Below are 24,427 nucleotides of genomic sequence, written 5' to 3'. Positions count from 1 at the left end.
GTGCGGTAGCAACAGAGATTGCGGACCATAGGCGAGCGGATTCGGGTCGGTGCGAGAGGGGATTCCGTGGAGCTCCAACACATCGTGGAGCTGGCCGGTCGAGCCGTTGACGCCGCGGGCGTGGCCGTCATCGTCGTGGGAACGCTCTTGGCGACCGTTCTCGCGGCTGTCCGGCTCGGTCGCCGACAGGCGGGCGTGTACCGCGACTATCGCCGTCGCGTCGGGCGTTCGATCCTGCTGGGTCTGGAGTTCCTCGTAGCCGGCGACATCATCCGCACGGTCGCCGTCGCACCGACGTACGCAAGCGTCGGAGTGCTGGCCGTGATCGTGGGCATCCGGACCTTCCTCAGCTTTTCCCTCGAGCTCGAGATCACCGGGCGGTGGCCATGGCAAAAGCCGGCGGCCGGAGCCGAAGACTGACCCCGCGTGGCGCCGGCGACCGGCGGAGCGACGCCATCCCTGGAGAGAGCTACCGCGCCGATTGATCGTGCTCGGCTCGGAACTGGTCGAGCAGGCTGAAGAACAGCTCGATCGCCGATGTTCCGGTGGTCTCGGCCTCGCGCTCGATCTGCGTCGACCAGCCCAGCGAGCTTTCCTCGCCGTTGCGTTGGCAAAGCCACCGGCTGAAGGGGGGTTCCGCACCCGGTTCGCAGAAGGGGAAGTCCTCCTCGATGCCGTGGATGCCCATGGCCAGGCGATACCCGTACAGCGTCGAGTCGAGGTGCTGCAGGGAGCCCCCGCGGACGAACATGCCAGGGCGAAGGCGCACCTCGTCCAGAAAGTCGTAGACGTCCTGAAGTTCGTCGATGCGCCGTGGCGGGCGGTTGTTCTGCTCAGCCTGTGTCATACGGACTCCTTCAACTGCTCGCCGTCGTGGTTGCGGACGTGGGGGCCGTCCCTGCGCGTGCGTCCGAAAGCCGGATCGGGTAGCTCAGCACCCATGACCGGCGTCATGCCGCACGAACATCACTTCACGGGGGACAACCTCTACGCCTTGACTCGTGCGGCCGACCTGGCGGCCTGCTCGATCTTCGCGCAGTGGGCTGCACGGGCTTCCTCGTCGATCTGCTGCTCGTGTTCGGCGCGCAACCCGGTCCGGCCGTCGAGGCCTTCGCGCAGGATGTCGGCGTGCCCGGCATGCCGGATGGACTCGCCGAGGACATGGACCATGATGGCGAACAGGTTCGTGTCGGCATAAGGCTCCGGCCACCACGGCACGTGGCCGGGGGCGTCGAGGGGAAGCTCGTTGATCGTCGCGTCCGAGTGTTCCCACGTGCGCCGGTAGAACCCGGTGATCTGATCGCGGGTCTCGTCCTCGGTCGCCCACAGATCGCTGCCGTCGGAGTCCTGCCACCGGGGCAGCGGTTCCGGGGAAGGGCGGTCGAAGACCTCGCCGAAGTACCTGGCCTCGACGGTGGCCACGTGTTTGACCAGGCCAAGGAGGTTGGTCCCGGTCGCTGTCAAAGGCCGGCGGGCGTCGTATTCGGACAAGCCGTCGAGTTTCCAGAGCAGCGCCTTGCGGTCCCGCCGCAGTCTGCCGTGCAGGTTGTCCTTCGCGAATTCATCGATCATGCGACATGAGCCTGCCATGGATTGCTCGTATCTTGGCGCTCGAGCCGCATCGAAGGGGGGACCGAACACCGCACGACGGCGTCGTCCTGAGCGCCATGCTCGGCGAGGAGGAGGCCGTCCGCGTCGGCGGCCTCCTTCCCCTCGCCACCCGCGAGCCGGGCCAGGATGACGAAGCGGAGCCCGACCGGCGCTGATGGCGCGGATCCTGGCGTGCGAGGAGTCTGCCGTGCCGCTTGTGCGGATCCGACACATCGATTCAGCAAATGCGAGGAATTCTCACTGCTGCCCTGTTTCGGCGCGGTGCGCGGTCCTGAAGCGGCGCTGATACGCGGCGGGGCTTATCGCCATTTTCCTCACGAAAACCCTTCGCATGCTCTCGTAACTCGGGAATCCGGCGAGGGATGCCACCTGGGTCGCGGTGTGCCCTTGGTCGAGCAGGGCCTTCGCCATGTCGAACCGGACCGTCTCCACGTACCGGGCCGGCGTGGTGGAAAGTTCGTCGCGAAAGAGCCGGGTGAGGTGCCGAGGACTCAAATTGAGGTGCTTGGCGAGCTCGCCGACCGAGTAATTGCCCGCGGGATCGGCCGTCACCAGGTCGGTGATCCTGCGGATGGCAGGGGAGCGGGGCGGTGGTCCTTGCAGCGGGGCCGAGAATTGGGACTGGCCTCCCGAACGCTGCAAATACACCACCAGGGAACGGGCGACGTCGCGGGTCAGATCAGGGCCGTAGTCCTCCTCGACGAGTGCCAGCGCGAGGTCGATGCCGGCGGTCACGCCCGCCGAGGTGTACGTGGTGCCGTCACGGACGTAGATCGCGTCGGGCTCGACGCGGCTGGCCCGGTGCCGGGCCGCGAGTTGGTCCGTGACCTTCCAGTGCGTCGTCGCACGCTTGCCGTCCAGGAGACCGGCGGCGCCGAGGACGAATGCCCCGGTGCAGATCGACGCGACCCGGTCGGCCTTGACGGCCAACGTCTGCGCCGCTTCGAGCAGGTCACGGGCGACGGCGTTGCGCGGGTAGAGGTCCGAGCCGGCCACCAGGAACGTATGGGGGGCACGTTCCGTGGCGGCGCCGGAGACGGCGATCCTGACCCCGATGGACGAGGCGACGTCGTCCCCGGTCGGTGAGACCAGCACGACCTGGTAGTCGGCCCCGAACCGGTTCGCTTCCGCGAACACCTCCGCGGGGCCGGCGACGTCCAGCAACGTGACCCCGTCGTAGACGAGGATCACGACCTGATGCGCGGCAGGCTTCACAACCCCATTCTCCGCCCGTCCGGATTCGGGTGACTCGTGGCGGGACTGCGGTGGCGCCGGACGCCCGGTGGTCGGCAGTGTGGAAGTCGGAGGCACCGTTCCTTCATAACACACCGATATCAGAAAGCGCAGAGGTCATGACCGAGATCATCGCCGGCGTAGAGATTCCCGAAACAGCCGCGGTCGCCGAAGCCACCCGACTCATTCAGGAGACGACCAGCCCCCTCATCTACCATCACTCCCGGCGCGTTTTCGTCTTCGGCGCCATTCATGCCCGCAGGCTCGGACTTGACCCCGACCCGGAGCTGCTCTACCTGTCCTCCATGTTCCACGACACCGGCCTCATGACGCCCTTTTCCGACGTGGAGCAGCGCTTCGAGGTCGACGGAGCCGACCACGCGCGCAAGTTCATGCTGGAACGCGGTTTCCCGGCCACGGCCGCCGACGTGGTCTGGACGGCCATCGCGCTGCACACGACACCGGGAATTCCCGACCGGATGGGCCCGGAGATCGCCATCACAAATCTCGGCGTGCTGACCGACGTGCTCGGCCTGGGCCTGGACGAGCTGGACCGCGCCCAGGTGGAAGAGGTGATCGCCCTCCATCCGCGGGGCGACTTCAAGAACGAGTTCCTGCAGGCCTTCGTCGACGGACTCCAGCACCGCCCGGAGACCACGAACGGGACCGTGAACGCGGACGTTCTGGAGCACTTCATCCCCGGCTTCCGTCGTACGACCACGGTCGAGCGCATCATGGGCGCGCCCTGGTCGAGCTGAGCAGAGAGCCGTAGTAGACGACGTGATGAAACACGTGAATCGGTGTCGCGCCGGCGTCCGTCTCGGACGAGGCGCCGCCTTCACCGTTCTCGTCTCCGCGAACGTGGTGATGATGGCCACGGCGAGCGCACCCTCACCGATCTACCCCCTGTACCGGGCGCGTTGGGGATTGTCGGTCACGATGCTGACGGTGGTCTTCGCGGTGTACGTCGTGGGTCTGCTCGGTGCCCTGCTCACGGTCGGATCGCTGAGCGACCACGTGGGCCGCCGTCCGGTGCTGGCCGCCGCCCTCTCGGTGGCGGCGGTCAGCACGGCGATCTTCTGGACGGCCGATGGCGTCGTGTCCCTCCTGGTCGCGCGGGTGGTGCAGGGCATCGCCACCGGGGCGGCCACGGGTGGTCTCGCCGCCGGTCTGGTCGAGCTCTCGCCCACGGGACGTCCGCATCTGGGGCCGACGATGACGGCGGTGGGCACGAGTTTCGGCATGGCCGCCGGCGCGGCGACGGTGGGGTTGCTGATCCCGTTCACCTCGCGTCCCGACGCGTACGTCTTTCCCGTCCTCACCTGCACTTTCGTGGTTCTGGTCGTGGTCGTCCCCGCGATGCCCGAGACGCGCGCCCCGCGCGCCGGCGGACTGGCGTTGCTGCGCCCCAGGGTCCGGGTCCCCCGGGAAGCCCGGCCGGCGTTTCTCGCCTCCGTCCCCGCCCTCGTCGCAGGGTGGTCCGTCACGGGGTTGTTCCTCGCGCTCACCCCATCGCTGGTGGGCAACGTCCTGCACGTGCGGTCCGGCGCCGCGGGCGGAGTGAGCATCGCAGTGCTGTTCCTGGCCAACAGCGTGGGCGGCTTGTGGTCCGTGCGGCACACGGCTCGGCTCGCCACCCTGCTGGGAGCGGTGGCCCTGGCCCTGGGCGCGGCCGGACTGGCGGTCGCGATGGCTCTCGCGTCAGCGGTCGCCTTTGCGATCGGAGCGGTCGTCGCGGGGCTCGGGGTCGGCCTGACCTTCAACGGCACCCTCCGCGCGATCAGCGAGGTCACGAGCGCGAAGTCGCGGTCGGAGGTCTTCTCCGCCGTCTACGTGATCAGCTACGCGGCGCTCAGCCTCCCCGCCCTCGCGGCGGGGTTCGCGGCTCCCGTCTGGGGGCTGGAGACCACGGGCTACCTGTACGTCGGGTTCGTCGGGGTGCTCTCCATGGGTGCCGCCCTCCACGCCGGCCGGTCACGTGCTCACAGGCCTCTCGGGGGCCGGATACGCGCGCACCCGCGGACCGGGAGTCGGAGCCGACCTCATGGCGAAGGGATCGCTCACTGAGTGTTTGTTGATGGCAGAGGGAATTCATGACAAAGCACAGAACAATTTTCTGCGATGGTGTCGATATCTTGGTGTGGTCATGGATTCTCGTGCGCGCCGAACAGCGAATGGTCTTTCCGTGTCGGCGAAATTCTGATGTGTAAATTTCCTTAAGAGAGGACTTGTCATGCAAGCCGTCACCGCTCGGGACCGGAACGCCGGAGCCGATGGGCTCTCGCTCACGGACATGCCCCACCCGCACGCCGCCGAGAACGACGTCATCGTGCGGGTGCACGCCGCGGGCTTCACACCGGGGGAGCTCGAGTGGCCGGGAACCTGGTCCGACCGGGCCGGCCGTGACCGGACGCCGACCGTACCCGGGCACGAACTGTCGGGCGTCGTGGCCGAACTGGGCTACGGAACCACGGGCCTGACCGTGGGCCAGCGGGTGTTCGGTCTGGCCGACTGGACCAGGAACGGCTCACTGGCCGAGTACGTCGCGGTGGAGGCCCGCAATCTCGCTCCGCTCCCGGCGGACGTCGACCACACGGTGGCCGCCGCGCTGCCGATCTCCGGGCTGACCGCATGGCAGGGCCTCTTCGACCACGGACAGCTCACCACGGGCCGGACCGTCTTGATCCACGGTGCCACGGGCGGGGTCGGGTCGATCGCCGTGCAGCTGGCACGCGAGGCGGGCGCCCGGGTGATCGGCACCGGCCGGGCCGCGGGCAGGAGCACCGCGCTCGATCTGGGCGCGGACGCGTACGTGGACCTGGAGAACGACCGGCTCGAAGACGTCGGCAAGGTCGACCTGGTACTCGATGTGTTCGGCGGCGACATCCTCGAACGCTCGACGGCGCTGGTCCGCGCCGGCGGCACGCTCGTCACCATCGTGGAGCCACCAGCCGTCCAGCCCGACGACGGGCGGGCCGTCTTCTTCGTCGTCGAGGCCGACCGGGCACGTCTCGCGGACCTCGTCCAGCGGGTCCGGGACGGACGACTCAAGCCGATCGTCGGGGATGTGCTGCCCCTGTCCGAGGCACCCGCAGCCTTCACCCACAAGGGGCGCCGCACCCCCGGCAAGACGATCATCCGGGTCACGGAAGGCTGAGTGCGGGCGCACGCCCGCAAGGGCAGGCCGGGCGCGCCGTGTGGGGGAACAGCGCGCCCGGCCGGCCGGCCGTGACGCCGGGCGCCCCTGGGCGCCTGCTGCGCCCTACGAAGCGGACGAAGGAACGTCGGCGATGGTGTGTCCCCGGTCGTCCGAGTGGATGAAGGCGAGTGCCCGCCTGATGTGGGGGAGAAGGTCGCCCGGATACGCGTGCCCGAGTCCCGGCAGCACTTCCACCTCGCAGGGGACTCCCTGCGAGGTGAGGAAACCGGCGAGTGCGGACAGCTTCTCGTACCGCACGCCGCCATCGTCGTCCGCGCCCACGAAGAAAGAGCCGCGCAACGGAAGGCCGGTCCGGTGCCGCTTCTCGATGAACGGCAACCAGGACGCGGGATGGGCCGTACGCGGCCCGGCCATCCCCAGCAGGACGAAGCCACGGGCCGGGACGCTCCCTTCGAGCGCCGTGCGCAAGGCGGTCTCGGCGCCCATGGAGAAGCCCGCGACGACCAGGTGATCCGGGTCCAACCGGTGATCCGTCGTCAGCGCCGCGTACTGTTCGCGGACGTCCCGCAAGGCCACGGCCTCGTCGTCCCAGACAGCGCGATTCCGTGCGATCCACTGCGAGGACTGGAAGGCCACGAGCAGTCGGCCTGCGCCCACGACCCCTCGCCAGCCGCTCATCGATTCGTGGGCGTTCCCGCCGTTGCCATGCAGAGCGACGACCGCGCGGTACGGCTCCGCCCCGGTTTCGTGGCCCATGGCGAGGGAGCGTGTCGGGCCGCAGGCGGCCCGCCGGCGAGCTGTGCTTTCACGCGCCGCCTCCTCGAAGTCGGCCGTACCCTGCAAGAACTCCCAGGACGGCGACTGACGCAGTAGCACTTCGCCGTACCAGTGGCCCCGCGCCAGGGCTTCCCGCAAGAGCGCCACGGCAAGCTCGGCATCACCCATCCGTGCGGCCGCGCACGACCGCAGGTAGTAGACATCCGATTCGTTCTCGGTGAACTGCGGCCCCTCGTCGGTGACGAGGCGGTACGCGTCCGCGTACCGCTGCTCGTCCGACAACTCCCTTACGCGTTCCCGCAGCCTTGGGAATCCGAGTGAGGTCATCACATCCCTCCGGGACAGGCCCTATCCCCACGTTGGCGAGGTGACGCATCAGCGCCCGCACGTAAGTGCAATCGTAAGGTCGATCGTCTGCCCCCGTACGGCCGTCGTGGGTCGTGCACATGACGCCACGACGTGGCCAAAAGCCGTGCGGAGCGGTGACGTTCAGCAGCAGCCGGTCATCGTCGGGCGATCGCGATGAGCGGTGGTGCCGTGGCCGCAGGCGCAGCCGGCGCCTTCGGCGGCCGGGACGCCCTCGGCGCTCTTGCCGAGGGTGTCGGCGTCGGCCTTGACCACGTAGACCTCCCACGGCTCCCTGCCGGGGCCGGTGACCCAGACCTTGTCCTGGAGGGCGTAACAGCAGGAGGTGTCGTTCTCCTCGAAGGTGGCCAGACCGGCGTCCTGGAGCCGCCCGGTGGCGGCGGCGACCTGCTCGGTGGAGGCGACCTCGACGCCGAGGTGGTCCAGGCGGGTGTCCTGACCGTCCTCGCCCTCGATCAGGACGAGCTTGAGCGGGGGCTCGGCGATGGCGAAGTTCGCGTAGCCGGGGCGGAGTTTGGCGGGCTCGACGCCGAAGAGCCTGGAGTAGAACGCGATGGACGCCTCGAGGTCGGCGACGCGCAGGGCGAGCTGAACACGGGACATGACGGTCTCCCTCATCTGCTATCTGCCATCTGCTTCTGTATCGACAATCATCGATACAGCTCGACCAGCCCGAGGTTGCCAGCTGGATCGACATCCGTCAACATAGACACATGTCGAAATCAGAGCTGCGGATCCTCGGGCAGGACGACCAGGCCGTCGCGTGCTGCTCGCCGATGGTCCGCGAACCCCTCGGTGAGGCGGACGCGGTCGACCTCGCGCGCATGTTCAAGGCGCTGTCGGACCCCGTGCGACTGCGGCTGCTGTCGCTGATCGCCTCCTACGAGGGCGGCGAGGCCTGCGTGTGCGACCTGACCGGGCCGTTCGACGTGTCGCAGCCGACGATCTCGCACCACCTGAAGGTGCTCCGCGAAGCCGGGCTGGTCGGCTCCGAGCGGCGCGGCACCTGGGTCTACTACTGGGTGCTGCCGCCCGCGCTGGCGCGGCTCTCCGCGCTCCTTCAGGCGCCGGCCGAACCGGCTGCCGCCGGGGTCCTCGGATGACCGCTTCCCTCGGCCGGCGGGTCGCGGCCGAGTTCGTCGGCACGGCCGCCCTGGTCGCGGTCGTGGTGGGTTCGGGCATCCAGGCCACCCAGCTCTCCCGGGACGTCGGCGTTCAGCTGCTCGCCAACTCCCTCGCGACGGTGTTCGGCCTGGGCGTGCTCATCGTCCTGCTCGGACCCGTCTCCGGCGCGCACTTCAACCCCGTCGTCACCGTCGCCGCCTGGTGGACGGGCCGCGCCACCGGAAGCGGTCCCTCTCCGCGTGAGGTCGCGACCTACGTGCCCGCGCAGGTCGCCGGCGCCGTCGGTGGGGCCGTCCTGGCCGACGCGATGTTCGCCGAACCCCTGGTGGCCTGGTCCGCGCACGACCGGTCCGCCGGCCACCTGTGGCTGGGCGAGGTCGTCGCGACCGCGGGCCTGATCCTGCTCGTCCTCGGCCTTGGTCGTACCGGGCAGCAGCGCCTCGCCCCGGCAGCGGTCGCCTGCTACATCGGCGCCGCCTACTGGTTCACCTCGTCCACCAGCTTCGCCAACCCCGCCGTGACGATCGGCCGCGCCTTCTCCGACACCTTCGCCGGCATCGCCCCCGCCTCCGTGGGGCCCTTCGTCGCCGCCCAGCTCGTCGGCGCCGCCCTCGGCCTGGCCTCGGTCGCCGTCCTCTTCGGACGCACAGCCCAAGCCGCGACGCCCGTCGCCGAGCCCGGACTCGCCGCCACCAGCCTCTGATCAAGGAAGACCTCGTGAGCACTCCCGCCGTCCCGTCCGTGCTGTTCGTCTGCGTCCACAACGCCGGCCGTTCCCAGATGGCCGCCGCCTTCCTCACCCACCTCGCCGGGGACCGGGTCGAGGTCCGCTCGGCTGGCTCCGCCCCCGCCGACGCGGTCAACCCCGCCGTGGTGGAGGCCATGGAGGAAGCCGGGATCGACATCTCCGCCGAGGTCCCCAAGGTCCTCACCACCGAAGCGGTGCGGTCCTCCGACGTGGTCATCACCATGGGCTGCGGGGACGCCTGCCCGTACTTCCCCGGCAAGCGCTACCTCGACTGGCAGCTGGACGACCCCGCAGGCCAGGGCGTCGACGCCGTCCGCCCGATCCGCGACGAGATCGAGCAGCGCATCATGGGGCTGCTCACCGAACTCGGCGTCGAGGCGCGGTCATGACCGCCGGATCACCTGACCTTCGCCGTCCGTAAGCTCGGCTGCAGGGCGCGAGGGGGGGAGGGGGCTGTGGGTACCTACCGGCAGACCGTCGTGGACCTGGACGCCTCGGCGGAGGAGGCGGACGTGTGGGGCCTGCGGGGCAGGGGCTGGCTCGAGGCCGAAGGCTTCATCCGCCCGGTGCCGTGGCGGGACGGCGTGGCACACCTGGCCGGTCCACGCCGGCGGGAGACGGTCGACCTGGTCCCCTGGGACTGGCGTGCCCGGATCAGGGAGTTGGAGGAGGAGCCCGGAGGCGAGGTCCAGGTGGTCAGGGGCCGTACGGTCTTCGTCGCCGGCCCGGACGAAATCCCTTCGGCCGTCTGCCCCCGCTGCCAGTGCGCTACGTCCGCCTGGCCCGTCGAGACCGTCGACACCTGGTACACCACGGGCGCCGCCGACCTCGACTGCCCGGCGTGCGCCCACCCCACACCGCTCCCCGACTGGGAGTGGACCGGCGACCACTTCGCCTTCGCCTACCTGGGCTTCCAGTTCGACGACTGGCCGCCCCTCCACCCTCGCTTCACTGCCGCCCTCGGACGGGTGTTGGGTCACCGCATCCGCGTGCTCACGGGAAAGATCTGAGCCGGACGCACCGACGCGGGGCGACGTCGCCGGGCCCCGCCTGCGGCAACGAACGCGGGCCTTGAGGAGCCGCTTCGCTCGCCCGATGTGCGGCACCGGCGAGCTGCCCGCGAAGTACCGTCGGCGTCCTCGGTGCCGCCGCCGGCTCCGCCGCCGCCTCGCCGGCCGCCGGCGAGGGCAACTGGAGCCCGTGCAGGGACCCCGGCTTCGTGAACTGCACCAACGGCCCGAGCCGGGGCTACAAGGACGTACCCCGCCTGGCCAAGATCACCACCATCGGCATCGACCTCAACGACAACATCCAGTCGCTGCGGACGGGCACGCAGGCCATGGAGACCTGGAACGACTACAACTTCCAGGGCACCTACGGCTACTGGGCCCCCAACTCGCAGTGGAGCAACCTGAGCTACCCGTACAGCGACGCCATCAGCTCGATCTCCCACCCCGGAATCTGACCTGAAGCGATGCCGACCGACCCCATGAAGCGCGAACGTCCCACCGTGCGACCGTCCGGCTCGCCGTCACGAAAGGGCGACTCGGACGGCCAGGGGCCGCCGCCCCGTAGGCACGACCTGCCGCCGGCGGCCGGCACCCCGGCAAGGGGATCGCACGGACCGGCCGCGAGGACGCTCCTCGCCGCCGGCCTGGCAGTCCTCGCGCTCGCCGGGTGCGGCTCCCCGCACACGGGAAAGCAGCCCGACGCTTCCGCGCCCACCCAGGGGTCGGCCCGGCAGATGCTGGACATCCTGAGAACCGTGCTGCCCGAGGGCACCCTCTCGGAGCAGCACGGTCAGGAACCGGACGGCAAGACCGGCCGGCCGCCCTCCGCCCAGGTGGTCTTCACCAGGGGCGGACGGGCGGCACGGCTCACGGTCACCGTGAACCGGTACCCGCTTCCGGTGCCCGAGCAGTTCTCGACGTGCCGCGACTCGGCCTACCACCCGTACAGCCACTGCACGCAGGCCCGGCTGTCCGACGGAGCCCTGCTCACGCAGGACCGGTCCCCGGTGGACGAGAAGCGACCGTCGGGGGCGGACGTGCTGACCACGCTGCTCACCCACAAGGACGGCGCCCAGGTGTTCGTCTCACAGGCCCCTGGTGCCACCGGGGGCCCGACGGCCGGGGAGTCCCCGCTTCCCCTGACGGCGAAGGATCTCGCAGCCATCGCCGGTTCCCCCGCCCGGAAGCCCGTCCTGTCCACCGCGCCCGTCCCGCGGACCGCTCCCCCCGGAACGTCGCTCGTCCCCAGGATGACCGGCCGTCAGATCACGGACACCATCGCCGACCTGCTGCCCCCGGCACTGCGCACCGCACAGCAGGACGGGTCGCTCGGCTTCGGCCACCTCACAGTCGACGACGGCCGGGGCGAGAGTCTCATCGCCGTCAACGTCCAGTAGTGGAAGCCCGGGAGCCCCGCCCTCGGCGAGCTGTTCCACTCCGCCCGCACGCTCGCGGACGGCACGCGCGTCGGCATCCACACGGCTCCGTCGTCACACGGTGGAGCAGGCGCCGTCGAATGGACCGTCGACACGCTGCGCACCGACGGCCTGCGCGTGGTGATCACCACGGTCAAGGCGCCCGCTTACCAACTGCCTGCGTCCCGGGCCGAACCCGTCCTGACCACGCGGCAACTCCAGCGCATCGCCCTCGCCTCCGTCTGGCGGCGGGCCGCAACGGGCTGAGGCCGTGGCGACGGGTGGGCCGTGTGACCATCAACGCCGGCCGTCCGTCGGGGATCTGGGCCTGGCGCGTCGGTGCCGCCCGCTCCCGGGCGGCGGGTCGGCCTCCCGGCCATCGCGGCCTACTTCGTGGCCCGCGGGGTCTTCTCTGTAGCGTTCACCTTTCATCCATTGCAATGCCTCAAGAGTGAGGCATTGCGTTGCGTCCACAACCATTGCAATGAATTCTCCGCAATGACCTGCAAGAACAGATTAGTTGCGCAACAAGTCTGTTGCCACATCAGCGAACGCAACGTAGCGTTTCTTTTGTCAGAAACACCGGGACGCACCGGCGCCCGATGGAGACGAAGGAGAGCACGATGCAGAAGTTCGACACCCCCGCCCCGATCCTGGCCGTCCTCGACGTCCCGGCCGGACGCATCCGGTTCATCGCCGCCGACCGGGCCGACGCCACCGTCGAGGTCCTGCCCGCGGACGCCGCGAAGAGCCGTGACGTGAAGGCGGCGGAGCAGGCCGAGGTCGCCTACCGCGACGGCGTGCTGCGGATCGAGCTCCCGGCGGCGAAGAACCGGGTCCTCGGCGCATCCGGGTCCATCGACGTGACGGTCCAACTGCCCACGGGCTCGCGCATCGAGGCGAAGGCGGCCGCCGCCGAACTCCGCGGCATGGGACGGCTCGGCGACGTCGCCTTCGAGGGCCAGCAGGCCACGGTCAAGCTCGACGAGGCCGAGAGCGCCCGCATCTCCGTCCTCGCCGGCGACATCGCCGTCGGACGCCTGGGCGGCCCCGCCGAGATCAGCACCCAGAAGGGCGACCTCCTCATCACCGAAGCCGTACGCGGCACCGTCACACTGCGGACCGAGCACGGCCAGATCTCGGTGGGCGCCGCCCGCGGAGCCTCCGCCTCCCTGGACGCCGGCACCGCCTACGGCCGGATCCACAACACCCTCAAGAACACCGACGGTGCCGCCGCCGACCTGGACATCCACGCGACCACCTCCTACGGCGACATCACCGCCCGCAGCCTGTAGTCGCTTCCCACCAGGACGCGAAGCAACCGCCATGGCAACGCGGGCCGTCTCCCGCAACGTGACGCACCCAGGGCGGCGTACACCGACACCCGTCGGAGTACGCCGCCCTGTTCACGGGAAATCCGGCCGAGCGACGCCGTGACAAGCAGCGGGGACGAACGCTGCCCCCCGCGCGACGACCGCGGCCCCATGTACATCGAGTCCCATGAACTCCATCAAGGCCCAGGTTTCCGGAGTCATGCCCGATGATCTGGGCCTTCGCCGTGCGCTGGGGCTGGTGAGCAGGGGACGGTTCGCACCGCCGACACCTGCCTTGTAAGTTCGGGCCAGGCCTCAGTCAGCCTGCCAGGAGACCCCGCGACAGGCGGCCCCTGTCCAACTTCGGCTGCCGCGTTCCGCGGCTGTCCCTCGTCGTTGATGTCATCTGGTGATGTCAGCCGCGACCGGGCCGGCGCCTCCGGCAGCGTGGTGGGGAAGGGCCCGACTAGTGTGGCGCACCGCTGCCCCGAGCATCCCCGTCAGTCCCTCGTAGGCTCCGAGGGCCGCCATGGCCTCGGCGCCCATGAACACCAGCGGGATGGCCGCCAGGTAAGCCTCCCGGCGTCCCTGCATTTTCCATTGTTCGCGCTGGGCTTGATGCTGAGATGCGCCTGCCAACCATGCCGAATTCTTTGCCCTTAGAGCTCCTAAGGCGGCGCCAACGGTAGTACCAGGGTCGCCAATTGAAGGGCGCGTGGTGGTTCCGGGGACGATGCGAGGTGGCGCATCCTTGGGCTAGCGGAGTCGTGTGGCGGGGGGTCGGTGTGGGCAGTGGCATGCGCGCGCGGGTGGGCTTCTTCGTCAGCGGGTCTGGAGCGGCGGCGACGTGCGCTTTGGGTCTGGTGACGAACTACGTTACGAACGTCGTGCCTAACTGGGCCTCGAGCCCATGGGTGGTGTGGTCGGTCTTCGGTGCACTGGCGGTTGCCGCGCTGGTGTTGGGGCTCGTTAGCCGCCGTTTGGACGCTACCGATTCCGTGGGGGTCAGCGGACCGGTGAGGTTAGTGCCGCTGGGGCGGGTCCTGGGGGGCGGCATGACCTCCCTGCGCGCACCCCACGGCTCTGCCCCCGTCCGCGGCCGGGACATCGAACTCGACGTGTTGAGGCTGCTGCTGCCCCGGCCGCAAGGGAAGTACGTGGTGGTGTGCGGGGTGGGTGGAATCGGAAAGACCACCCTGGCCACGGCGCTGGCTGACGTCGCCCGCACAGAAGGGCGGAACGTGTTCTGGATCCGCTGGCGCAACCCCGAGGAGCTGGCCGAGCAGATGACCCGCACCGCTCTGGCATGCGGCCTTCCTGAAGCCCGGCTCGAGGAGGCCCGCGCGGGTCGGGCCGGACTGCCAGATGTGGTGTGGGAGCAGCTGGAGCAGACTGGTCGGTGGCTCCTGATCCTCGACAACGTCGATAACCCGCAGGCCGTCGGTCCCGACGGGGAGGACGTGGCGTCTTACCGGGGGTGGATACGGCCGGGCAGGAGGGGCTTGCTGCTGGTCACTAGCCGCAATACCGACCCCGCAGTGTGGGGCACGCGTGCCGTCCTCCGCCGCGTCGCCCCGCTGGGACCCGCAGCCGGCGGCCAAGTCCTCTGCGACGCGGCGCCTCATGCAGGAACCGCCGCAGAAGCGCGGGCACTCGCGGACCGGCTCGGCGGCCTGCCGCTCGCGCTCCACGCCGTCGGCCGATATCTGGCCGCACCCGGTAGCCGCCACCGCGCCTTCACTGCGTACACCACCGCCATCGACACGCAGCTGGGTACATTGCTCGGGGCCACACAACCCCAGGCGAGCGATCCGACCGTCGCACGGACCCTGATACGCCGCACATGGGAGCTGTCACTGGACCAACTCGCTGCCGACGGCACCCCGCTGGCACGGCCAGTACTGCGGCTCCTGTCCCTCATGGCGCCAGCCCCCATCCCCGTCTCCCTCCTTACCCCGGAACTGGTCACTGAGGCCACCGAGCAGCAGACTGGCGAGATCGAAGTGGAGGCTGCGCTCAACGGCCTGCACACCTACGGACTCATCGACACACCCACGCGCCAAGACGGACAACCCGTTCTCGGACATGTCATCCTGCACCCCCTCGTACGCGAGATCACCGCCCACACCCACACCACTGAAACCACTGACTTCAACCGCTACCACCAGGCCCTCACCAACCGGCTGACCCAAGCAGCCCAAGAAGTGATCAGTGCTAGGGCCGCTGGCTGGGACACGGTCCGCCTCCTCGCCCCTCACATCCTCAGCGCCGCAACGCACACCGCCAATCAACACAACAGTCAACTTGCCGACGCTGTTGACCAGATGAGTCAGATCCTCACAAAATTGGGCGACTACGGCAGCGCGCTACAACTGAATCAGGCGGCGTACTCGATCACGGCCCGCTGCCTCGGCCCTGAACACCCCGAAACTTTGCGCAGCCGCAACAACCTTGCCGACGCGCTCAACCACTTCGGCCGGCACCAGGAAGCGGCTGACCTCCACCGACAGGTTCTCACCACCCGCGAGCGCGTCCTCGGCTCCGACCACCCCGACACCCGGCACAGTCGCAACAACCTCGCAGTAGCACTGCGTGCTACGGAGCGCGCTGGCACAGTTACGGCTCCTGGGAGGGGGCGTTGGTTCTCCGGCGCGAGGCGTAGTTGAGGCCTACGAAGAAGCCGCCACCCTCGATCGCTCCTGATGTGGCCGTGACGATTCGACGGCAACCCTTGGCAGCAGCCCAGGTCACTCACACGTCTCCTCTGCGGTGAACGACCGCTGACCACGGTGGACTGCACAAAGTGGCACGGCTGCGGCACGTTCCGAGTGATAGAGCGCTTAGAAGGCGCTTGGATGATCCTTGCGCATCCCTGGCGTGCCCTGCGTCAGGGCCCTGTCCCACATTGGGCGTTGCCGAACTTCAACACGGATTCGACAGAGAGCCGTGAGCACTCCGGCTCCACTGTGGGACATGGCCACCGCCTTCGAGGAACATGGCGGCGTGCAGGGAAGACACTGTCAGCGGAGCGCAGGCCACGAGAGCCCGACGGCCTTCGAGGAGTGGGCCAGGGCAGCGGGAGTTGATCAGCTCTCTGCTCCCAATTCTCCCGCACGGCCGGCACCCTGGGTGAGGTGGCGCAGGGCGCGCATCACCGTGTCCGCCTCCTCGCCGTGCAATTCCCGGCTGGGTCCCCCGAGAGCGGCACCCCGGGCGGCGATGTCGCGCAGGGCCCGCAGCGCGGCGTCCGCCTCGTCCACCTGCAAATGTCGGCTGGGCCCCGCCGCCCGGAGATCGCTTCCCACGGCAACGGAGATCGCTTCCCGGGCCGGGAGGAACGCGGTCGGGGCCGAGTACGCGGCCAGGTCGTTCACGAGGGCCAGGCGCAACTCGCTGGGTTCTATCTCGTAGCCGGACAGGACCACTTCGGTGTACTCGACACGGCCCCGGGCGACCCAGTAAGGGTTGCTGCTGTTCCGCCAGAGTTCGAACGTCACGGGTTTCCCGTCTGCGGTGATGGTGATGGGTTCGGAGACCGGCAGGCTGGCCGGAAGTCCCTCACCGGGGTGGCAGTAGTCCTCCAAAGCGTCCTCCAGGGCCTCGCTGGCCTTTGCACTGCCGGAGGAGGCGCTGAAAACCATGACGTGCTCGACCTGGGGGTCATAGGACGCAGAGCCGAACCACAGGGACACATGAATATCTCCGGTGACTCGGCTGTCGCCGCCACCCATGAACTGCCGTGACTCTGGCCAGTCGGCATCAACAGCGACGACCCTGAACCCACCTGCCGAAACAGGGGTGCCTTGATCGTTCATGGGATCTCCTTGTGCTCGTCCGTGATCAGGCATCGTGCCATGCACGAGACCGGGGTCAACGGGTTGGGGCTGCTCGGTGCACTTCCACTCTCGCGGACCGGTCTCACCAGGCTCTGACGGCGGAGCGCACGGGGCGCCCCCTTGGGATAGCGCCGGCGCCCCTGACACCCGCTTTATGGAGCGAGGTGGGGCGGCCCTTGTCCTGACCTGGGGTTCCATGCCCTGGGTGGAGTCCGGCAGCACGCACCCTGGCGCACTTCTATTCCTCGTGGGACCCCGCTCGTTCTGGCACGGATGTGGCACGCGAGACCTTGGGCTGGTGTGTCTCTTACCTGCTGCCATGGTCTGCAGGTGTGCCGTGCGCGTATCGGTCAGAAGGGAGGTTCGAGATCACCGCGGCCATCGCTGTGCGGCCAACGGTCCTCGGGCTCCTCCGGAAGAGGCTCCGGGCCGGGCGGATGGTGGCCCCATGTTTTGAGGGCCTTCCACGCGACGCGCCGGTTGGGCTCGTAGCTGCTGGTGTCCAGGATGCGGCGCGCGTGCCCGGCGAGGTGATCACGGTGCTCGGCGAGCGCGGGGTGTTCGGCGAGGATGAGCGCGGCGATGACGGCGGCTTCGCGCACGTTCTTGTGGCTGTCCTGCAGGAAGGGCGTGACGGCCCGGTAGAGCATCGGACGCAACTCCCGGAAGGCCGCCACGGTGGTGTCCGGGGCGAAGCCTGGCCAGTACTCCTCGTTGCGGGCGACGATCTCGTCGGAGGCGTCGTGAAGCGTGGAAGCCAGCCAGCCCAACAACGTCGCGCGGATGGGGATGTCGCGATAGGGCCGTCGCGTCATGGCCGCCGGGTGGGTGAGGATGGCAGCGACGTACATGGCGGCGGGGGCGGTGGCTTCGTAAATAGTGTTCTGGTGGCCGACCAGCTCACGCAGCTCCTGCAAAGCCGTGACCTGGACCTTGGGATCGGGCTCCAAAAGTTGCGTCAGAACCTTAGGAAGGTCCTCCCCGGACCCGAAAGGCGTCTGGAGTGAACCCCAGTCGGTTTCCGCCAGGACAACCTGGTAGGGCGGCAAGTCAGGCTCGTGGGGTGCCCCGGCATTGGAACGATTGTGGGTCACAGGCCAAATCTAGACCAGACTTCTGACACCATCCCCTTCCGGGTCAGTCCCTCGGTCTGCGGTCCGGCCATAGGCCGCTGCTGCGCGTGTGGCATGTCACCAGTTTGGAAGACTGAGGCTCCGGACTATGCCTCACCTGGGCGGACGCTGACCTGCGGCAACGGGGCGCTTTCACTGCTGTTCCCCGTGGCTCCCCCTTCGGCACCGCCTCACCTGGCACGGCTGTGGCACGCACGCTCCCCTCGATGCGAACTATGGGCGCGACGGTCGCTGTGGTCAGCGGGGCACGTCGGCAATCGTCCAAGGTTCGTGGCGGTCGGTCGCGGGCGCGGTGATTGCTGTACTTCGCTGCTGTCAATCGAGAAAGTAAGACCAGAACGGGATCGGGGCGTATCGGTGGTCATTGGCGGTCGGTGCGCGGCGGCCGAACTCGTGATGGAAGTAGTCGACCAGATCGGTGCCGTAGTAAATGATGTCCGTCTGGTACATCGACAAGACTGGCGTACCGGTTCGTTCTGGATCGCCCAATAGGTACCGGTGTGAGCGAATCGGTACCATCACAGGAGCTTTGGCCATATAGGCACGGGCCAAGTCCAACGCGTCCTGCGCGCCCGCCGGCCGCGGATCCCAATCTGGGTGCCAGAAACCGTTTCGCTCCACGTCGAACAGCACGCCTTCCACCGGCCAGGCCAGGCGCCTCGCCAGATCCTCTGGGTCCCCGTCGCGCCAATCGGGCCAACTCCGACTGCCGACCGGCAACCCTTCGCCGAGCAGGGCTCGATGTTCCGGAGCGAAACGGAATTCCCAACGCTCCTCGACGCGATCGAGTTCCCGGTCGCTCATGCCCTGCTTGATCTCGACCCCAGCATGGAGCAGGGAGAGCAGTGCGCGGGCATCTTTTGATCTCAGCGGGTTCTCAGGGCTGATCGCAGTCATGATCGGAACGGTAGAACATCCGGGCGACGACGAGGAAGGTCAGTTCTTCTGGAACTGATCCGTGGGGAGTCCTGACCTGAGTCGACATAGGCGATCAGCGCTCTGACCAGGCGCTGAGCTGTCGACGGTTGTCAACGTCTGTCATCGTTGAGTCCCCTCCCACGGCCCCGAGACGGCCCGGGAGGGGCTTCGGTGTCCCGGACGGAGTCGGTTTCGTAGGCTCGTGTGCCATGGAACGGAGGCATGCGGTGTTCACACTCGAGCGAGGCGCCACCGGCTTCTACAACGCTCAGCACGGACCGCTTCCTCGGACGGATGTGCGCGCGCTCCGTGCTGCTTGGCACGCGTCCGCCCGCGTAGCTGGTGGAAGGGTTGGCGCTTGGACAGACCAGGTGTATCCGCGGACTTACCACACCGTGTCGGTCGCCGACCGTGACGGCCTGCACCATGCCTTGTGCCACGCGTATGTACCGCTGGTCGCCTATGTGGTCGACCATTGCTTCCGTCACGTCTACGAGTTCCGCGATCCTCCGGCGTGGGCGCAACCCTTTTCTGAAGCTGGTTTCACCGTGCTGAGTTCCGAACAGTTGAACGCGCCCCTTGCCCAAGTCGACACCGCCGTTCTGACGGACATGGAGTGGCGAGAGATCCGCTTCTGGGAGATCTCCACGCTGGGCGGAGTGCTGTTCAACTCCTGGGACTAATGGCACCAGCGGATGCCAGTTTGGAAAACTGAGGCTGCGGACCGTGCCTCACCTGGGTAGGCAGTCCAACTGCGGCCATGCGGCGCTATCGCCGACGTTCCCCGTGGTTCCCCGTCGTGCCCCGCCCAACGTGGCACGTATCTGGGACTCCACCGGGCGGCCCGGCAGCACCTCATGCACTGGCCGCCCGGACGCGGCGTGACCAGCCAGAAGACGTACGTGGACACCGGCCGGCGGCTGAGGATCGAACGTCATGACGGTGATCGTCCCAGATGCCTGCGACCACGCCCCCAAGGCCATCCAAGATCCCGAAGAGACTTCGTGGACAGTCGCCTCGGCTTCGTCACAGGCGAGGCCGTCCCAGTTGCCGGTCCCGCACGCGAGCCCGGTGAAGGGTCGTGTCACGCCCCGACGAACCTCACCGTCTCCGTGATGTCCGCGCGGCCCGTGCGCAGTCGATGCACGCCCTCCTTCTCGAAGCCCACCGCGACGCCGCAGAACAGCACGAGGCCGTCGCCTGCCCCGACGGCCTGGCTGACGGTCTTGCGGTACAGGGTCCACATCACCTGGGGGCAACTGTGCAGGCCTTCCGCCCTCAGCAACAGCATGACCGTCTGCAGGTACATCCCCGCGTCGGCCCACTGTCCGAGCCCCATCGTCCGGTCGAGGTAGCAGAACAGGACGACCGGTGCCCCGAACGCCTCCGAGTTCAGGGCCGCGATCTTCCTGGGCCTGTCGGGGTCGTCGCGCTCGATCCCCAGTGCTTCGTACCGCTGGGCGGCCGCGGCGGAGAAGCGGTCCAGATACGGCGAGGTCAGTTCGGCCGGGTACATGGGGTACTCCCGATCGTCACCCGGGTCTCCCGCCAGCGCCCTGGCCGTCGCGTGCCGCTTCAGTTCGGCCAAGGGTTCGCCGGTCACGACGTACACATGCCAGGGCTGGAGGTTGCCACTCGACGGAGCCCGCGTCGCCGCGGCCAGCACTCTCTCCAGCGTCTCCTTGGACACCGGCGCATCGCTGAACGCCCGTACCGCCCGGCGACTGTCCACGGCTTCGTACACGTCCACGTCTTCCCGCCCCCTCACTCCACGACGACCACCTCTCTACCGCCTTCAACGCGTACGAGTTGCCGCGGGTGCGAAAAGGGCTGCTCCGGGTCCGTGATCCGGAACGGACAGGGCCGGCGCTACGGGTGAGCGCCGGCCCTGCGACTGTCGTCGCCGCTGGTCACCCGCGGCGTTCGATCGTGTGGCCCAGCACGTCGATGACCGATTCCTTGCGGGCGTCGATGGAGGACGGCTCGATGCTGCTACTGCGTATGTCGATCTTGCCGTCGGGAGATGCCTTGTCGATGACCTCGGGCAGTTCGGCGGCGAGGGCGTCGGGCTTCACGCCGGCCTGCTTGCTGGCCTCGGCCACCTTGTCGGCGCCGAACGCGTCCTCGATCTGCCTCGTCGTGACCGGTTCGTTGGGACCGTTGCCGAGCCATGAGTCGACGACGCCCTTCAGGCCGCTGTCGCTCAGGAGCTTCGTCGCACCCTCGAGCAGTGCCTGCAGCTCGTCCATCATGCCGCCGCCGCTGCTCTTCGTGGGGTCAGCCATGGGTTACTCCCGTGGTTGTGGTCTGTGCGGGCGACACGCGGCGATTTCGGATGCTGCGCCGGTCGGCGATGGGGTGGGGCCGACATACTGTTGCCGCAGGTCGCACGTGGTGTCGCCTCGCTCGTACACCCCCCTCCAGGCCAGCACGAGACGTCCGCGGGCGCCGTGCGATTAGCCCATTCGGGTGACGCGAGGAGGCCCCCCGGCGCGGGTCGGCGTGGTGCCGGGCCCGGCCCGGCGACCGGCAGGCGCCGCGTCGGCGCCGGGAACATGCCCGACGGCGATGGCGGCCCCGTACGAGCGGCCCGCGGGATCGCTCGTCGTTCAGCTGTCCGAGCCGATACCGCCACCCAAATGATCTCTCCCGGATAAAGTCAGCACCGGCGTGGCGCTGATCGATCAAGGGAGCGGACGGTGGCTGGACGGACCGAGACCGAAGCCGGTCGGCATCCGGCGCTCTCCGGGCCGCGGTTCGTGGGCCGGGAACGGGAGCTCGCCGCCCTGGGCGGAGCGCTCGGGCCGGTCCCCGCGGTCGTCCTGCTCGACGGTGAGGCGGGCATCGGCAAGACCCGGCTGTTGCGCGAATTCCTGGGGTCGCAGGCCGAGCAGGGACGTCGTGTCCTCGTCGGGGCCTGCCCGGAGCTGCGGGTGCCGTACACGCTCGGAGCGGTCGTGGACGCGGTGCGCGACGGCGTTGACAACGTTGCCACCCTGGGGTTGAGCGGGCTGGGCGGTGCGCTGCGGCCCCTGTTCCCCGAGTGGGCCGACGACCTGCCTCCGGCGCCGGAGCCACTGGAGGACGCGAGCGCCGCCCGGCACCGGCTGTTCCGCGCGTTCGTCGAGGTCCTCGGACGGCTCGACGTCGCGGTGCTGGCGATCGAGGACGTGCACTGGGCGGACGAGGCGACGCTGGAGTTCCTGCTGTTCCTGGTCTCCCGCCGGCCGCAGACGCTGAGCGTGGTGCTGACCTACCGGCGGGAGGAAGTGCCCGCCGACTCGCTGCTGTTGCGGCTGTCCTCCCGGCCGCCCGCCGACGCGCACCTGGTCAGGCTGACACTGCAGCCGCTGGACATCCCCGAGACCGCGTCGTTCGTCTCGTCGATGCTGGCCGACGGCCACGTCTCGACCGAGTTCGCGACCTTCCTGCACGCACGCACGGAGGGTGTGCCGCTGGCGGTGGAGGAGTCGGTGCGGCTGATGCACGACCGGGCCGACCTGATCAGCCAGGACGGCGGGTGGGCACGGCGCAGGCTGGACCGCATCGACGTGCCGCCCACGATCCGCGACGCCATGCTCGAACGCGTCCAGCGGCTCCGGCCCGCTGACCGGACCGTCCTGTACGCGGTGTCGGTGCTGTCCGGCCCGGCCGACCACGCGACCCTGAGGGCCGTGACCGGCCTGTCCGAGGACCGGTTCGCCGCGCAAGCGGCCGAAGCGCTCGGCTGCGGCCTGCTGCGTGAGGACAGGCCCGGGCAGTGGTCGTTCCGCCACTCGCTGGCGTGTCACGCCGTGTACGACGCCATCCCGGCCGAGGAGCGGCGCGCCATGCATCTGCGCGCGGGCCGGGCACTTGAGCGATGGCCGCTGCCGCCGGTGGCGCAGTTGGCCCGGCACTTCCGGCTGGCCGGCGAGGTCGACGCCGCGTGCCGGTACACCGAGCAGGCGGCCGACCTCTGCGTCCAGTCCGGAGACGTGGCGACCTCGGCGCTGCTGCTGCACAGCCTGGTGACCACCGTGGCCCTCCCGGCGGAACCGCTGGTACGGCTGGTGACGAAGATCCAGTTCCAGGCGCTGTCCGGCTCCGACCCGTACTCGAAGACCATCGACGCACTGCGAGCGGCCCTCGGCAGCCAGGTCCTGACGCCGGGACAGCAGGCCCTGGTCCGCTTCCAGGTCGGCCGGGTCCTCATGGTGGCGGGAGAGATCGAGGCGGGCCGCCTCGAGATCCTGCGAGCGGTGCCCCATCTCGCACCGGACTCGCCGGAGGCGCCGCGCGCCCGCATCCTGCTCGCCCTGCCCCTGGGGAACGCACGCCCGGTCGCGGAGCACCTGCGGTGGCTGCAGGAAGCACCGCCGCTGGCCCAGGCGATGGCCTCGCACGACCGGCTGCGCCTGTTCGTGGAACGCGCCTTCGCGCTGCTCATGCTCGGTGAGGAGGCCGGCTGGGACGCGGCCCGGCAGATCCCGGACGACGTCTCCGATCCCCGGGCGGCGGCCATCGTCGCGATAGGCCACACGAACGTCGGCGAGGAGGCGACGCGGTGGGGCCGGTACGACGAGGCCAGGGCACGGCTGGCCACGGCCCAGGCGCTCGCCGAACGCCACCAGCTCCTGGACTACCTCGACAGCATCGCCTCCTCCCGGGCCCACCTCGACTGGTTCACCGGCGCCTGGCCGGGACTCGCCGAGCGGACGGCGCGGCTGGTCGACGACGACGGCGGCGTACGGCTGAAGGACCGCTGCGAGGCCGCGCTCGTGGCGGGCCTGATCGAGGCCGCCGCCGGGGACCGGGAGGCAGCGGAGGCACGTCTGCGCTTCGCCGGACGCGACGACCAGCAACGCATCGAGGCCGCGGCCGCGCTGGCACAGCTGTGCCTGCGCGACGGCGAGGTCGAGGAGGCGCTCCGCCTCACCGACCAGCCGGCCGAGATCGCCGTCAGCGGCGGCATCTGGTCCCGGGCCGTCGAGTTCGCCCCGGCACGGGTCGCGGCCCTGGTCGCCGCCGGTCAGCTCGGCCGCGCCGCCGACCTGGCCGACACCTTCGAGGGGGCCCTGGGAGACAGGGACGCCCCGGCGCCGCGGGCCTCCGTGGTGCTGTGCCGCGCCATCCTGGCCGAAGCCGAGGGCCGGCTCGCCGACGCCGCCTCGCTGTTCGCCCGGGCGGCCGACGCCTGGCAGGCGCTGCCGCGCCCCTACGACGCCCTGCTCGCACGGGAGCGCCACGCCCGCTGCCTGCTCGCCGACGGCCGGGACGAGGCCGCTCTGCCGGTGCTGGCCGACGTCCGGCGGGCATTGTCGGAGCTCGGCGCCCACCACGACGCCGACCGGGTGGCACGGACCCTGAACGAGCGGGGTGGGGACACCCGCGAGACCCGCGGCCGGGGACGGCCCAGCTACGGCAACCACCTCTCCCCGCGCGAGCTGGAAGTCGCCCGCCTGCTGCTCGACGGCCGGACGAACCGGCAGATCGCCGACGTGCTGGTGGTGTCGACGCAGACCGTGGCCAGCCAGGTGAAGTCGGCCATGCGCAAACTGCAGGTGACGTCGCGGACCGGACTCGCCCTCAGGGTCGTGGAGTTGGGACTCGTGGGCGAGCAGGGGCAGACACCGCCGGGCGACGAGTGAATTCACCGTCGTCGCCCGGGACGAAAAAAGGACCCACGGGCGAACGACGAGTTAAATCCCGCATCTGACCAATCGAGGCGGCGTCGGGCCCGGTTGCACACTCGTCCCCATGTTGCCCGCAGAACCGCTGACACCCGAACCGGCAGATGACC

Annotated in this window: 26 protein-coding genes; 16 read left to right on the top strand and 10 right to left on the bottom strand. The window is 69.4% G+C overall.

Features of this window, described 5'->3' with window-relative positions; translation table 11 throughout:
• The first annotated feature begins 66 nt into the window (after positions 1–66).
• Positions 67–420, top strand: a complete 354-nt coding sequence (locus tag AC1VWI_RS06095) for a DUF1622 domain-containing protein (protein ID WP_499509897.1) — start codon at positions 67–69, stop codon at positions 418–420.
• 49 nt (positions 421–469) lie between these two features.
• Here AC1VWI_RS06095 and AC1VWI_RS06090 read toward each other — a convergent pair whose 3' ends face one another.
• Both AC1VWI_RS06090 and AC1VWI_RS06085 read right to left on the bottom strand, forming a co-directional pair.
• Entirely contained in the window at positions 470–847 is a 378-nt protein-coding gene (locus tag AC1VWI_RS06090; protein ID WP_499509896.1) for a hypothetical protein, read from the bottom strand.
• 140 nt (positions 848–987) lie between these two features.
• On the bottom strand, positions 988–1,572 hold the full coding sequence (locus tag AC1VWI_RS06085; RefSeq protein ID WP_499509895.1) for a DinB family protein: 585 nt from the start codon (positions 1,570–1,572) through the stop codon (positions 988–990).
• 32 nt (positions 1,573–1,604) lie between these two features.
• On the opposite strand from AC1VWI_RS06085, the gene AC1VWI_RS06080 reads away from it, so the two are divergent.
• Positions 1,605–1,766 carry a hypothetical protein gene (locus AC1VWI_RS06080; protein ID WP_499509894.1) on the top strand — a complete coding sequence of 54 codons (162 nt, stop codon included), beginning with the start codon at positions 1,605–1,607 and terminating at the stop codon, positions 1,764–1,766.
• An 82-nt stretch (positions 1,767–1,848) separates the two neighbouring features.
• Here AC1VWI_RS06080 and AC1VWI_RS06075 read toward each other — a convergent pair whose 3' ends face one another.
• Positions 1,849–2,826 (bottom strand): GlxA family transcriptional regulator, encoded by a 978-nt coding sequence (locus tag AC1VWI_RS06075; RefSeq protein WP_499509893.1) that lies wholly within the window; start codon positions 2,824–2,826, stop codon positions 1,849–1,851.
• A gap of 137 nt (positions 2,827–2,963) precedes the next feature.
• Here AC1VWI_RS06075 and AC1VWI_RS06070 point away from each other — a divergent pair, with 137 nt between their 5' ends.
• From AC1VWI_RS06070 to AC1VWI_RS06060, 3 genes are all read left to right on the top strand, one after another.
• Entirely contained in the window at positions 2,964–3,602 is a 639-nt protein-coding gene (locus tag AC1VWI_RS06070; protein WP_499509892.1) for an HD domain-containing protein, read from the top strand.
• A 25-nt stretch (positions 3,603–3,627) separates the two neighbouring features.
• Positions 3,628–4,911 (top strand): MFS transporter, encoded by a 1,284-nt coding sequence (locus tag AC1VWI_RS06065; protein ID WP_499509891.1) that lies wholly within the window; start codon positions 3,628–3,630, stop codon positions 4,909–4,911.
• 166 nt (positions 4,912–5,077) lie between these two features.
• Positions 5,078–6,001: an NADP-dependent oxidoreductase gene (locus tag AC1VWI_RS06060; protein ID WP_499509890.1), complete on the top strand. Its 924-nt coding sequence runs from the start codon at positions 5,078–5,080 to the stop codon at positions 5,999–6,001.
• 105 nt (positions 6,002–6,106) lie between these two features.
• Here AC1VWI_RS06060 and AC1VWI_RS06055 read toward each other — a convergent pair whose 3' ends face one another.
• Positions 6,107–7,063, bottom strand: coding sequence for an alpha/beta hydrolase (locus AC1VWI_RS06055; protein ID WP_499509889.1), 957 nt, complete (start codon positions 7,061–7,063; stop codon positions 6,107–6,109).
• A gap of 207 nt (positions 7,064–7,270) precedes the next feature.
• Positions 7,271–7,750, bottom strand: a complete 480-nt coding sequence (locus AC1VWI_RS06050) for an ArsI/CadI family heavy metal resistance metalloenzyme (RefSeq protein WP_499509888.1) — start codon at positions 7,748–7,750, stop codon at positions 7,271–7,273.
• A gap of 110 nt (positions 7,751–7,860) precedes the next feature.
• Between AC1VWI_RS06050 and AC1VWI_RS06045 the strand changes: the two genes are divergently transcribed.
• From AC1VWI_RS06045 to AC1VWI_RS06005, 9 genes are all read left to right on the top strand, one after another.
• Positions 7,861–8,250 carry an ArsR/SmtB family transcription factor gene (locus AC1VWI_RS06045; protein WP_499509887.1) on the top strand — a complete coding sequence of 130 codons (390 nt, stop codon included), beginning with the start codon at positions 7,861–7,863 and terminating at the stop codon, positions 8,248–8,250.
• Positions 8,247–8,975, top strand: coding sequence for an aquaporin (locus AC1VWI_RS06040; protein ID WP_499509886.1), 729 nt, complete (start codon positions 8,247–8,249; stop codon positions 8,973–8,975). The genes AC1VWI_RS06045 and AC1VWI_RS06040 overlap by 4 nt, the downstream gene beginning before the upstream one ends.
• Positions 8,976–8,989: 14 nt before the next feature.
• Positions 8,990–9,409, top strand: coding sequence for an arsenate reductase ArsC (locus AC1VWI_RS06035; protein WP_499509885.1), 420 nt, complete (start codon positions 8,990–8,992; stop codon positions 9,407–9,409).
• A 66-nt stretch (positions 9,410–9,475) separates the two neighbouring features.
• On the top strand, positions 9,476–10,030 hold the full coding sequence (locus tag AC1VWI_RS06030; RefSeq protein ID WP_499509884.1) for a hypothetical protein: 555 nt from the start codon (positions 9,476–9,478) through the stop codon (positions 10,028–10,030).
• 209 nt (positions 10,031–10,239) lie between these two features.
• The gene (locus AC1VWI_RS06025; RefSeq protein WP_499509883.1) at positions 10,240–10,485 is read left to right on the top strand and encodes a hypothetical protein; all 246 of its coding nucleotides are present in this window, start codon (positions 10,240–10,242) and stop codon (positions 10,483–10,485) included.
• A 9-nt stretch (positions 10,486–10,494) separates the two neighbouring features.
• Positions 10,495–11,427, top strand: coding sequence for a hypothetical protein (locus AC1VWI_RS06020; protein ID WP_499509882.1), 933 nt, complete (start codon positions 10,495–10,497; stop codon positions 11,425–11,427).
• Between the two features lie 156 nt (positions 11,428–11,583).
• Positions 11,584–11,712: a hypothetical protein gene (locus AC1VWI_RS06015; protein ID WP_499509881.1), complete on the top strand. Its 129-nt coding sequence runs from the start codon at positions 11,584–11,586 to the stop codon at positions 11,710–11,712.
• Between the two features lie 356 nt (positions 11,713–12,068).
• The gene (locus AC1VWI_RS06010; RefSeq protein WP_499509880.1) at positions 12,069–12,740 is read left to right on the top strand and encodes a DUF4097 family beta strand repeat-containing protein; all 672 of its coding nucleotides are present in this window, start codon (positions 12,069–12,071) and stop codon (positions 12,738–12,740) included.
• 1,073 nt (positions 12,741–13,813) lie between these two features.
• Positions 13,814–15,424, top strand: a complete 1,611-nt coding sequence (locus AC1VWI_RS06005) for a tetratricopeptide repeat protein (RefSeq protein WP_499509879.1) — start codon at positions 13,814–13,816, stop codon at positions 15,422–15,424.
• 420 nt (positions 15,425–15,844) lie between these two features.
• Here AC1VWI_RS06005 and AC1VWI_RS06000 read toward each other — a convergent pair whose 3' ends face one another.
• The 3 genes from AC1VWI_RS06000 to AC1VWI_RS05990 form a co-directional block, all read right to left on the bottom strand.
• Complete coding sequence (locus tag AC1VWI_RS06000) at positions 15,845–16,573, bottom strand: hypothetical protein (RefSeq protein ID WP_499509878.1); 729 nt, start codon at positions 16,571–16,573, stop codon at positions 15,845–15,847.
• Between the two features lie 371 nt (positions 16,574–16,944).
• The gene (locus AC1VWI_RS05995; protein WP_499509877.1) at positions 16,945–17,688 is read right to left on the bottom strand and encodes a hypothetical protein; all 744 of its coding nucleotides are present in this window, start codon (positions 17,686–17,688) and stop codon (positions 16,945–16,947) included.
• A 354-nt stretch (positions 17,689–18,042) separates the two neighbouring features.
• Entirely contained in the window at positions 18,043–18,624 is a 582-nt protein-coding gene (locus AC1VWI_RS05990; protein ID WP_499509876.1) for a hypothetical protein, read from the bottom strand.
• A gap of 416 nt (positions 18,625–19,040) precedes the next feature.
• Between AC1VWI_RS05990 and AC1VWI_RS05985 the strand changes: the two genes are divergently transcribed.
• The gene (locus AC1VWI_RS05985; protein ID WP_499509875.1) at positions 19,041–19,328 is read left to right on the top strand and encodes a hypothetical protein; all 288 of its coding nucleotides are present in this window, start codon (positions 19,041–19,043) and stop codon (positions 19,326–19,328) included.
• Between the two features lie 401 nt (positions 19,329–19,729).
• On the opposite strand, the gene AC1VWI_RS05980 is transcribed toward AC1VWI_RS05985, so the two are convergent.
• The gene (locus tag AC1VWI_RS05980) at positions 19,730–20,395 is read right to left on the bottom strand and encodes a nitroreductase (protein ID WP_499509874.1); all 666 of its coding nucleotides are present in this window, start codon (positions 20,393–20,395) and stop codon (positions 19,730–19,732) included.
• Between the two features lie 160 nt (positions 20,396–20,555).
• Positions 20,556–20,930, bottom strand: coding sequence for a YidB family protein (locus AC1VWI_RS05975; RefSeq protein ID WP_499509873.1), 375 nt, complete (start codon positions 20,928–20,930; stop codon positions 20,556–20,558).
• A gap of 414 nt (positions 20,931–21,344) precedes the next feature.
• On the opposite strand from AC1VWI_RS05975, the gene AC1VWI_RS05970 reads away from it, so the two are divergent.
• On the top strand, positions 21,345–24,275 hold the full coding sequence (locus AC1VWI_RS05970; RefSeq protein ID WP_499509872.1) for a helix-turn-helix transcriptional regulator: 2,931 nt from the start codon (positions 21,345–21,347) through the stop codon (positions 24,273–24,275).
• Positions 24,276–24,427 lie beyond the last annotated feature (152 nt).

Source organism: Streptomyces sp. TOM-9 (assembly GCF_056858595.1).
This window is presented reverse-complemented; position numbering and strand designations above follow the sequence as displayed.